We start from the raw sequence: 10,330 nt of genomic DNA on the forward strand, positions 1-10,330 counted from the left end.
CAAATGATAATCTGGAGCATTATATGTTTTAGTAATTGAGTTTAAAATACGAAGTGCTTCATCTGGGTTTTCCTCATAAGAATAAACAATCCACGCAATACCTTTTTTTGCATATGCATCTTCAGGATGTATCTTTAATGCTTTTAAATAGTGGTTATAGGATGCTTTAATTTTTCCTGCATGCCCATAATAATCGGCTAAATTTGTATAAACCCATTGTTTTGTTGATGGAATATTTGAAGCCTCAGCAATTACTTTAGCTTGTTCCATATATTTTATGGCAGCGTCCAAATGTCCTCGATGGTCAGACCATTTTGATAAGCGAATTAAATAATCAAAATCTGAAGTATTAACCAATTCATTCAAATACGCTTTTGCTATTTGATAATTGCCTAATTCTAAATGTACATCGAATAACATTTTTTGGGTGGCTTTTAAACCTTCACCAATAGCTTCAGCTTTTTGTAATAATTCTAGTGATTCTTTAAACCGATGTTGCGAAATGTAATTTCTTGCCAAAGCTCTTAAATAACCCACTTTTTTATAATGACTTAACTCGTTGGCTTCAATCAAGTTTTTTTCAGCTTTAATTAAAGCTTCAATATTACCTGTTTTAGTAAATATTTGAGATTGAGATGCTGCGATTTTTGATAAGTAAGGAAACTGATTTGGTTCTTTTTCATGCTTTTCTTCCCAAAATTTTAAATCTTCCCTTACGAGTTGCAACATCTCGCTCTCAGTAATTTCTAAATAACTATTGTAATCGTTTGTATCTGTGATTTTTTTTGATTCATTATTACAACTTACTATAAGCAGTAATAACAAAACAAGTGCTAATTGATTTATAAGTTTCATTGTGCTTTAATTTTTTAGTTTTGTATGTTTAGGCTTTGTATAGGTTTAAATATCAGAGCATACTAAAAGTTAATATGCCCTGATGAAGTTAGCTTTTACCATGGTGAAGCTAAATAAGGAAATGAGGTTAAAAAGGTTTTATCGTTAGCATCTACATTATCGTTTGACAACCCAGGGTTTTCGCTAAAATCTTCTCCACCAAAAATTAATAGCAATTCAACAGTAATAACATCATCAGCCAAAGCACGGCCTGTTAAAACATTAGTGCCATCGTAAAAAGTAGTTGTTCCATCTAGCGATACATTTAAAACATCGGTAGCTAAAAGACCTGTAAATGCAGCCGAAGTTTGCCCTAGCGCATTCATATCTCCAGGATTAGCAAATGCTGGACTTAAGCCTTCTAAATTAGTTTGAAACATACTTTGAAATGCCGCACTTTGACTAGATGGAGGAGTTACATTAAAATCATCTTTAGCAGCAGCAGATACAAATACCGTATTTACAGCTGGTCTTCCCATTTGATCCTCTTGTACGTAAACTCCAGAAAAATCTGGTGTTTGGTCTATTATTACGGTGTCATCATTACTTGTACAATTAAATGTTAATAATGAAATCGCGAATGCAAAGCTTAATATTTTTATAGATTTATTCACAGCTCTTAAATTGTTTAAGCGTTCGTGAAAATTTTTTAAATTTTTCATAATTATTATCTTAAATGGTTATTATTATTTTCTTTTAGATTCTACCCATGTGTTAATAGTTCCAGAGCCACCAATCATTGATTTTGGTACTTCAACTACAATAGACATTACATTAGTCCCCGCAAAAGTATCTGCGCCTGGCATATTAAAACTGGTTGCTGTACCTCCAATAATTGCAGAATATTGAGCAAAATCCATAAAGAAAGGATCATCGCGAGGGCCAGCAAAAAATCTCATATCCCCTTTTGTAGCTACAATAGCATTCGAACCAGTTGTAATATCTACAACACCACCAACTGTAGATGTGATTTCTATTGTACTATTAAGTCCTGTTTGCGACGGCTCAATAGGCCCGAAAAAATACATTTTTCCATTTCTTGGAATCGCTTGAATTACTAAATCTTCAACTTTATCATCATCAGTATCAATATTAAATTCGACTAAAACATTTTCGTCAAACGTTGCACTTGATGTTGCACTTGGACTTAGTAGCCCTTGTAAATTAGCCACAAAAACTAAATTGTTTGTGTCTGCGCCTTGAAAGGCATAAAAATCGGTAATATCGCTATTACCACCCTGTACTGCAGGTGCATCAATATGATCTGCTGCAATAATGAAGATACTAGCGAAAGCTATAACTCCAATTCCTAAAACTCTTTTTAAATTTTTCATGATTTTTTTGAGATTATTTGTTATTATTAATTTTTGACTCTCATGCATACCTACGGAAAAAAGAAAAGAGTGGTTTTGTTAAAATTTTGTTAAAACAAATATTTGCGACTTAATCATCTAAAACATTACATTTACATCTTAATAATAAAGATTAAATGAATCCGTCAGCTCAAGGTTGGATAAAAAAATTGCTGCAAGAAGTAGCTAAAAACAATTCCTTTTTAAATTATAATGAAGGTGAATTTTATAGTGCTTTAAGAACCAGCGGCTTCATTTATGGTAGCAATTTAAGTGTTGCTGCAAAAGCTTTAAAAAAAAATGATCTTACTGAAGAAGAGTTATGCAAAACTAACTTATGCTTAACTTTTTTATACACACACGCTAACTCAAACTCTAAACTTTCTTTTGTAGATAGTATAATAAGTTTTTACACTGGTATTAATGAGCTTAAAATATCTTTTTTTCAAGAGCTTTTAGGAGGAAATAAATCCAATGAGCAACTCGAAAAAATCATTCATAAACGTATTCAGATAGATGATAATATCATCACAAAAAGTTTCAACTATTTTATTATAAATGCTTTGTTATTTGTAGATGTATTGGCTTATCAAGAGTTCTTAAAAAATGAATCTATCTCTAACGATTATATAAAAAATCTAGAAGCAGCTATCGAATCTATTTCATTAAATGTTTTAAAATCTAAAACTAGTAAGAATCAATATGACGAGAGTTTAATAAAGCTTTTCGAATCTTCATTAAGACATCAAAGCAATGCTCAAATTAGTTATAAAGATGCGATTAGTATTTTAAGAACACCTCAAGAAAAACAGTATATTTTAGATTTAGCGTGTATGGCAACTTGGAGCGACCGTACTATTGATAAAGATGAACAACAGTTTTTAATAAAATTAGGTAACGACTTACATGTAGACCCATCTAAAGTTGATCAATCTATAAAATCGGTTAATCAATTTTATACAATTAATAAAGATAATATAGCACTACTAAGTTCTAAAAATATTGTAAAAAGTTTTTATGACAACTCTAGTAAAATGGTAACTAAACTTATTTCTAGAAATAGTAAACGTTTATATCAAGAATTAAAAGATAGTAAAGAACTTATGGTTCTTATTTCTCAATCTACCATTAGAGATTTAAATAAAGAAGAACAAAAAAAAGTACAAGAACAGCTTTTAGATATTTTTAAATCCATACCAAGTCTTGCTATATTTTTACTTCCAGGTGGTGCTTTATTATTACCATTAGTAGTTAAATTCATTCCAAAATTATTACCATCGGCTTTTGATGACAATAGGATTGAAGAATAAAAAATGTGATTTCTATTTTATTTCCGTTAGATTTACAATCAACTAACCAACAAAACTGAAAATGACTTCTTACTCAATTAATGACATTAACAATATTTTAAATGGGGAATTAATAGGACATACAAGCCAAAAAATTAATGGCCCTGAACAATTACAAAACGCAAAGAATAATCATATAACCTTTATAGGAAGTAGTAAATATGTTAAGTATTGGGAAGAATCAAAAGCTTGTGCCGCAATTATAAATGACAACTTGAATATTGAACCTGGTGAAAATCGGGCATTAATAAAAGTGAAAAATGCAGATTTAGCCATGGCTAAAATATTGGAATTATTTAATCCGCAAGCACCAGAATTTGAAACTGATATTCATCCAACTGCAGTTATACACACAACAGCTAAAATTGGCAACGGTTGTAAAATTGGTGCAAACTGCTACATTGGTAAAGATGTGGTATTAGGAAACAACGTTATTTTATACCCTAATGTTTGTGTTTTTGATGAAACTACTATTGGCGATAATACTATTGCTTGGTCTGGAACCGTAATTCGCGAACGTTGTATTATTGGTAGTCATTGTATTTTTCATACCAATGTAAGTATTGGGGCAGATGGCTTTGGATATCGCCCTAGTGACGATGGCAGAGGTTTGGTTAAAATACCACAAATTGGTAATGTAGTTATTGGTCATTATGTTGAGATTGGAGCAAACTCGTGTGTAGACAGAGCTAAGTTTAGCTCCACCATTATTGGCGATGGTTGTAAAATAGATAACCTTGTACAAATAGCTCATAATAGTATTATGGGACGTTCTTGCATTATGGCAGGACATAGTGGTTTAGCTGGTTCTGTAACTTTAGGCGATGGTGTTATTATTGGCGGAAGTGCTTCTATTAAAGATCACACTATTATAGAATCTGGTGCAACTGTTGGTGCTGGTTCTGGTGTTATGAATAATGTAAAATCAGGACAAACTGTTCTAGGTTATCCAGCACAAGAGGCACGAGATATGTTAAAACAATGGGTTGCTGTAAGACGCTTTATGAAAAACCAATAGTTTGACTTTGTTATAACTATAACTAATAGTGCATTATTAATATGTTTTAAAATTAAATCGGATATAAATTGTTTTAAACAAACTATATCCGATACCTATAATAAAAATACGTTGCTTAGTTTTCTGTTTCTGGTTTTATAAACTCAGACTGATATTTTTCTAAAAACTTCTTTTGTCTATCAATCATTTGTTGTCTTATATTATCAATATCTATAAAGTCTTTACCAAAATCGCTTTTAAAAAAGTTATCATTAAAAAAGTGTTTACTAAATAGCGAATCTGGTGCAAACATATTCTCAAATCCTTGGTTTTCAAATTGAGAAAAATTTCTAAAAAATTTTGATTCGAAAGATTTTACCAAACTATCTCTTCCTTTCATTGATAAATTATCAAACTTATTGTTAGACGACCAAGAATATATACTATCGTAACGTATTAAATTTCCGTTTTCATCAAACTCTTTATCTACTTTCCATGTCCCTTTTGGATCTTCTACTATAGCTTTTTCATCTTCTTTAAGTACTTCTTTTTCATTTTTCTGCCCATTGCAACTCACACTCAGCATTGCAATCATTAAAAACAACATATACTTTTTCATTATCTTAATTTTTTAATTAAACATTAATTGACAAAAAAAAGGAGGCATAAAACCTGCCTCCTTCCCTAATTCAATCATAAAAACTTATTAAAACAATTACGAAACTTTAATAGTTCGCGCAGGTTTCTGTTTTGCCTCTTCTTTTTTAGGTAAAAGAATGCTTAAAACACCATCTTTATAATGTGCATCAATCTTTTCGTCATTTACACTTTCCGGTAATGTAAAAGTTCTTTTAAACGACGAGTAACCAAATTCTCTACGCATATAGTTTTCGTCTTTGTGCTCGTTTTCTTCCTTAGTTTCGGTAGATATTGATAATACTTGATTATCGAGGTCAAGTTGAAAATCAGACTTTTTAAGACCTGGAGCAGCCATTTCTACTACAAAAGCATCGGCGCTTTCCTTAATGTTTACTTTTGGCAAAGTAATACCCGTATTAAAGTTTGAATTAAATACTGTTGGTAGATCTCTATTAAAAATATCATCTAACCAATTAGACCAATTTGGGAAGTTTATATTTGAATTAGTGTTAGATAAACTTCCGTTTTTAGGAACATTAACTAAATTGCTCATAATTACAAAATTTTAAATTAAACATTAAATCAATTTTGAAATCTCATTTGATTTCTATTTCAATAAAACAAAAAAAATACCAAAGTCTATAAGCCACATTTTCGCATCAATTTTCGTTTATTTTGACAGTTTTAGGATAGAATACAATGTCAATTTGACAGTTTTTTAATATAAATTAAAGAGTAACAGAATATTTAAAGGCTTTAAAGAACAAATTAAAAATCAATTTGAAATCTTATTAGAGGGGTATATTTTAAAAGAAAATCGACTAATAAATATAGAGAATACTTATTTATAAGTCTCTAACAAAGCTCTTTAAAGCTTATGTTTGTTTTAATGGTTATGTAATATGAAATTTTGTCAAGTCTGAGAGGGTCATTAATACTGAAAAATTAATTTAACCACGCCTTAAAATCTTTTACTCGCTCTCGTACTACTATAATTTCCTGCTCGTTATAGGTGTTTAACTTAATTTGCAAACGTGAATTAGTATAACTTATCATATTTTTTATAGCATTTATGTTTACAAAAAATTTACGGCTAATACGAAAAAAAGTTTGTGGTTCTAATTCGTTTTCTAAATGCTCCAAAGTGGTGTCTAATAAATAATTTCGTCCTTCGTTGGTGTATAAATATGTGCCTTTGTTTTCGCTGTAAAAACACTCAATATCGTCTATATTAATAAGTTTTAAATGCTGTCCTACTTTTACTGAAAAACGTTTTTTGTACTCTCTATCAATCGGGTTTATGAGTAGTTTTTTAATATCGTTAAAATCTAAAGTTACAGCCTGTTTTTGTGGTGTACGCTCTTGATATTTTTTTACGGCTGTGGCCAAATCGTCTTCGTCGATAGGCTTTAATAAATAATCGATGCTGTTTAGTTTAAAGGCTTGTAGTGCATATTCATCGTAAGCTGTGGTGAAAATGACTGCACTTTTAATTTCAATGGTTTCAAATATTTCAAACGATAAGCCATCGCTTAATTGAATGTCGAGAAATATTAAATCTGGATGTACATTGTTTTGAAACCAATGAATAGATTCTTCTACGGAATGCAACATAATTTCGGTTTCTAAATTTAGTTTTTGTAGCATACGTTGTAAACGTCGTGCTGATGGTTTTTCGTCTTCTATAATTATTACATTCATCGATAAAATATTTTTTCATTTCCTTGAAGAAGGAAATCTATTTGTTTTGCTACTAATTCACTGATGTTTTTTTACTGTTGACTGCTACTGAATATTAACTGATTATGATTAAATGCTACTGACTAGTTTGTATTAGGGATTGAGCAATTGTTGGCGCTCATCGCAGAGAACGACTTGTGAAAGCATGACCTAAAAGGAAGTCCCCTATTATTTCCATTGTTTTTTATCTTTATCTATATATTCTTGAATTTTACGCTCTTCCCAGTTTTTAGAAAAAACTAAATTTTTACCAAATAAACTTAAGGCGTGAAAGCCTAAACCTATACCCCAGAAAAATGCTGTTGTAAATGTTCCAAAGTGCCAAAAATCGTCACTATTTGAATTTACTGCCACCATACTAATAATGAAAATATTAACTGCTGCATACCAGAAGGCATGCCAATAAAAGCCTTTAAGTTCTTTTACCCGTTTTTTAGCGCGCACATAAGCTTGCTCTTTTTGATGGTTTTTGTTTTCGTATTGTGCTAATCGATGCTCTTCCATAATCTTAATTGCTAATTCCACTTATTTTCTTCTTTACGCATTAGCTCTTCAATTTTGCGTTCTTCCCAATTGCTTGTAAACGGGCCTTTATGAACAAAAACAAAAAAAGCATGAATAGCTAAACCAATACCCCAACCTATAACTGAAAACCAAAACCATTTATAGTCCCAATAGGTTTTATAGTTAATAAAAATTGTAAACGGAGTGAATAAACAATATGCAAAAAGGTGCTGATAAAATCCTTTTATATTTTCTATATGCTTACGGGCTCTTATCGTTTTTTTATCGATTTCAGAATCTGGTAATCTTTTCATGTCTTTATATTTGTTATTTTTCAGTCCCAATTATTTTTTTCATTTTTCATAAATTCTTCCATTTTACGTTTTTCCCAATTTCTGCCAAATGCGCCATCGTTTACAAAAACCTTAAAAGCATGAATAGATATACCTATAGCCCAACCAAACATAGGAAACCAAAACCATTGAAAATTCCAAGAGGTTTTATAATTGATGAATATTAAAAATGGAATAACCAAGCAGTACGATATTAGGCTATAATAAAACCCTTTAAGCTCGTCAACATAATTAAGTGCCCGCACATAACTGTCATCTAATCTTGATGATGTTTGTTCTGTTCTCATGACTGATATTTGTTTTGTAAGCATAGGTATAGCTACTGCAAACCTATTTGCATCTTTATTTACATTTATTTTTCGGTTGGTTAATAAATCATAGCGTTGCATAATATTGCTCAACCCTACGCCACTACTCTTTTTTACTATTTGTTTGAGCTGTAAATTGTTTTCGACAACTAAACTACCTTGGTTTTCGTAAATTTTTATATGCAACGGTTTACTTGGTGTTACCATATTATGCTTTACTGCATTTTCTAAAAGTAATTGTAGCGAAAGTGGCACAACTTTACTTTCTGGGTTTAACGCCTTTTCTGGCATGGTAAAAACTATACTGTCTTCAAACCTCATTTTTAATAAAGACATATAGGTTTTTGCAAATTGCAATTCTTCATCAACTGTTACTAACTCTTTGTTTTTTTGCTCTAAAACATAACGATATACTTTTGAAAGCGATGTTGTGAATTTTTGAGCGTTATCTGGGTTTTCTTCAATTAAACTGGTTAATACATTTAAACTATTAAATAGAAAATGTGGGTCTAACTGATTTTTTAAAGCATCAAACTTAGCACTTGCAGTACCTGCAATTACTTTTTGTTCTTTTATCTTGTTTTGTTGATACTTATTATAAAAATAGATAACATGAAAAATAGCTACAATAGTTAAAGTAACCCATAACCCAAACTGATAATACTTAATTTTTTCGTTAGCTAAAAAAACTTCGAAAGTATTACCGTTATAAAATATCGATGTTGAAGCTCTTAAGAGAAACAAACCAATTATGGTAATTATAGTAGATCCAGAAATACCAAAAACAATACGCTTTATAGTATCGTTTTTTTTCCATTGGCGGCGCTCCATATAATCGAAAAAATACATGTTAGAATACCCTAGGACAAACGAATAAAGCTGATAAAATGAAAAATTTATTATAAAATCGCTTACATTATCAAACTCAAATCCATCAGAAATAAAGTTAGCTAATACAAATATGATGCACCCAATAACGAAAGTGAATATAATATTTTTAACAGATTTTGTCATGGTATTTATTTAGTTCTTAATTTTACTTTTTACAAGATTTTAATGTTTGTTCTGCGCGTTCTTTTCCCCAATTAGGATGAAATGGAGTTTCTGGCTTAAAGTTAGCAAAAAGTTCTAACGAGCGCTCAACATCTTTACAAAATGGTGTAGTATCTTGTCCAAAATATCGTGCTCCTCCCATATCCCACTCTGCTTTACTAAATACTACACGGGGGTTTTCTGGTGCAATTTGCGCTGCTTTAACATATAATTCTACTACTTTCCCAGAAAGTGTCATACCATACGTTGCACCATCGTAAGCTACCCAAGCAGTATGTAATAAGGCTTGAAGAACTAAAATCTCGGGGTTATCTTTAGATATTGCTGTAGCATCGTTAATTAAGTTTTGTGCTTTTTTAAGTTGTGCCGTAAGTTTTTCTTCGTCCTTTTCACCAAAACTACTCACAATGTTTATTTGTGCTGCATAATACAGTGGCAACCAATTGTCTGGCTCTGCTTTTGCAATACGCTCAAATAAATTTATGGCTTCGGTTGTTTGATTGCTTCCCCAAAGCTGAAAAGCTTTTTGCATGCCTTTCTCGTAGTTAGTTTGAGCAGTCATAAATACTGATAATAAAAGAGTTGCGGTAATAACTAAATGTTTCATGTGTCTGTTTTTTATTATTTAATGATGCAACAAATATCTAGAAGATGCTTAATTTTAAAAAAAGCATCTTACCGAATTGTTATTTTTTACAGACGAAATGTTAAACTATAATTATCGATAAGCAAAAATTATTAAATTGAAGAAAATTTAAATAGATGAAAAAGATAATTCTTCTTATAGCATTGCTTTCGTTTTATATAGGAAGCAGTCAGCAATCTACACATATTTCTATGATAGATTATGTACAGATTTTAAACCAAAACAAAGCAGAAACTCTTTTTTATTATCAAAACAATTGGCAACAGCTACGCATTAAAGCTCTAGAAAAGGATTATATTGAATCTTACCAACTACTAGAAACCATACCAACTGTTAAAACACCTTATACATTTATACTTATAACAACCTATAAAAACAAAGCCCAATATGAGGCTAGTGAGAAAAATTTTCAGGAATTAATTGATGCAAGTAATGGATTAAAACTTTTAAATAGCAAAAAACCAAGCGAATTTAGAAAGGTAGTTTTTCAGAATA

Annotated in this window: 12 protein-coding genes and 1 pseudogene; 3 read left to right on the forward strand and 10 right to left on the reverse strand. The window is 30.6% G+C overall.

From position 1 onward, the window contains the following. The 3 genes and pseudogenes from AADI82_RS10775 to AADI82_RS10785 form a co-directional block, all read right to left on the reverse strand. Nucleotides 1-855 (reverse strand): annotated as a pseudogene (locus AADI82_RS10775) (cell surface protein); the annotation flags it as partial. A 95-nt stretch (nucleotides 856-950) separates the two neighbouring features. After that, nucleotides 951-1,556: a DUF4331 family protein gene (locus AADI82_RS10780; RefSeq protein ID WP_341216444.1), complete on the reverse strand. Its 606-nt coding sequence runs from the start codon at nucleotides 1,554-1,556 to the stop codon at nucleotides 951-953. A gap of 24 nt (nucleotides 1,557-1,580) precedes the next feature. Continuing rightward, complete coding sequence (locus AADI82_RS10785; protein ID WP_341216445.1) at nucleotides 1,581-2,228, reverse strand: DUF4331 family protein; 648 nt, start codon at nucleotides 2,226-2,228, stop codon at nucleotides 1,581-1,583. Between the two features lie 155 nt (nucleotides 2,229-2,383). On the opposite strand from AADI82_RS10785, the gene AADI82_RS10790 reads away from it, so the two are divergent. Together AADI82_RS10790 and lpxD are read left to right on the forward strand one after the other, a co-directional pair. Further along, nucleotides 2,384-3,556 (forward strand): LETM1-related biofilm-associated protein, encoded by a 1,173-nt coding sequence (locus tag AADI82_RS10790; RefSeq protein ID WP_341216446.1) that lies wholly within the window; start codon nucleotides 2,384-2,386, stop codon nucleotides 3,554-3,556. A gap of 61 nt (nucleotides 3,557-3,617) precedes the next feature. Then, nucleotides 3,618-4,613: a UDP-3-O-(3-hydroxymyristoyl)glucosamine N-acyltransferase gene (lpxD, locus tag AADI82_RS10795; protein ID WP_341216447.1), complete on the forward strand. Its 996-nt coding sequence runs from the start codon at nucleotides 3,618-3,620 to the stop codon at nucleotides 4,611-4,613. A 115-nt stretch (nucleotides 4,614-4,728) separates the two neighbouring features. Here the strand turns inward: lpxD and AADI82_RS10800 are convergent, their stop codons facing one another. The 7 genes from AADI82_RS10800 to AADI82_RS10830 form a co-directional block, all read right to left on the reverse strand. Continuing rightward, entirely contained in the window at nucleotides 4,729-5,211 is a 483-nt protein-coding gene (locus AADI82_RS10800) for a hypothetical protein (protein WP_341216448.1), read from the reverse strand. A 96-nt stretch (nucleotides 5,212-5,307) separates the two neighbouring features. Next, nucleotides 5,308-5,784: an Hsp20/alpha crystallin family protein gene (locus AADI82_RS10805; RefSeq protein ID WP_341216449.1), complete on the reverse strand. Its 477-nt coding sequence runs from the start codon at nucleotides 5,782-5,784 to the stop codon at nucleotides 5,308-5,310. A 392-nt stretch (nucleotides 5,785-6,176) separates the two neighbouring features. Then, on the reverse strand, nucleotides 6,177-6,932 hold the full coding sequence (locus tag AADI82_RS10810; RefSeq protein ID WP_341216450.1) for a LytTR family DNA-binding domain-containing protein: 756 nt from the start codon (nucleotides 6,930-6,932) through the stop codon (nucleotides 6,177-6,179). A gap of 207 nt (nucleotides 6,933-7,139) precedes the next feature. Continuing rightward, nucleotides 7,140-7,496: a 2TM domain-containing protein gene (locus tag AADI82_RS10815; RefSeq protein WP_341216451.1), complete on the reverse strand. Its 357-nt coding sequence runs from the start codon at nucleotides 7,494-7,496 to the stop codon at nucleotides 7,140-7,142. Next, the gene (locus tag AADI82_RS10820; RefSeq protein WP_341216452.1) at nucleotides 7,487-7,789 is read right to left on the reverse strand and encodes a 2TM domain-containing protein; all 303 of its coding nucleotides are present in this window, start codon (nucleotides 7,787-7,789) and stop codon (nucleotides 7,487-7,489) included. The genes AADI82_RS10815 and AADI82_RS10820 overlap by 10 nt, the downstream gene beginning before the upstream one ends. 20 nt (nucleotides 7,790-7,809) lie before the next feature. Then, on the reverse strand, nucleotides 7,810-9,150 hold the full coding sequence (locus tag AADI82_RS10825; protein ID WP_341216453.1) for a histidine kinase: 1,341 nt from the start codon (nucleotides 9,148-9,150) through the stop codon (nucleotides 7,810-7,812). 22 nt (nucleotides 9,151-9,172) lie between these two features. After that, nucleotides 9,173-9,796, reverse strand: coding sequence for a tetratricopeptide repeat protein (locus AADI82_RS10830; RefSeq protein WP_341216454.1), 624 nt, complete (start codon nucleotides 9,794-9,796; stop codon nucleotides 9,173-9,175). A 155-nt stretch (nucleotides 9,797-9,951) separates the two neighbouring features. Here AADI82_RS10830 and AADI82_RS10835 point away from each other — a divergent pair. After that, a partial coding sequence (locus AADI82_RS10835; protein WP_341216455.1) for a hypothetical protein occupies nucleotides 9,952-10,330 on the forward strand: 379 nt, incomplete at its 3' end.

The sequence above is a fragment of the uncultured Wocania sp. genome, from assembly GCF_964021735.1.
GTDB lineage: Bacteria > Bacteroidota > Bacteroidia > Flavobacteriales > Flavobacteriaceae > Wocania_A.

Bases quoted from the DNA above. Each gene is read 5' to 3' on its own strand.
- AADI82_RS10820 (WP_341216452.1), bottom strand. From the start codon at position 7,789: ATGAAAAGATTACCAGATTCTGAAATCGATAAAAAAACGATAAGAGCC.
- AADI82_RS10800 (WP_341216448.1), bottom strand. From the start codon at position 5,211: ATGAAAAAGTATATGTTGTTTTTAATGATTGCAATGCTGAGTGTGAGT.
- AADI82_RS10780 (WP_341216444.1), bottom strand. From the start codon at position 1,556: ATGAAAAATTTAAAAAATTTTCACGAACGCTTAAACAATTTAAGAGCT.
- AADI82_RS10790 (WP_341216446.1), top strand. From the start codon at position 2,384: ATGAATCCGTCAGCTCAAGGTTGGATAAAAAAATTGCTGCAAGAAGTA.
- AADI82_RS10785 (WP_341216445.1), bottom strand. From the start codon at position 2,228: ATGAAAAATTTAAAAAGAGTTTTAGGAATTGGAGTTATAGCTTTCGCT.
- AADI82_RS10810 (WP_341216450.1), bottom strand. From the start codon at position 6,932: ATGAATGTAATAATTATAGAAGACGAAAAACCATCAGCACGACGTTTA.
- AADI82_RS10825 (WP_341216453.1), bottom strand. From the start codon at position 9,150: ATGACAAAATCTGTTAAAAATATTATATTCACTTTCGTTATTGGGTGC.
- AADI82_RS10830 (WP_341216454.1), bottom strand. From the start codon at position 9,796: ATGAAACATTTAGTTATTACCGCAACTCTTTTATTATCAGTATTTATG.
- AADI82_RS10805 (WP_341216449.1), bottom strand. From the start codon at position 5,784: ATGAGCAATTTAGTTAATGTTCCTAAAAACGGAAGTTTATCTAACACT.
- lpxD (WP_341216447.1), top strand. From the start codon at position 3,618: ATGACTTCTTACTCAATTAATGACATTAACAATATTTTAAATGGGGAA.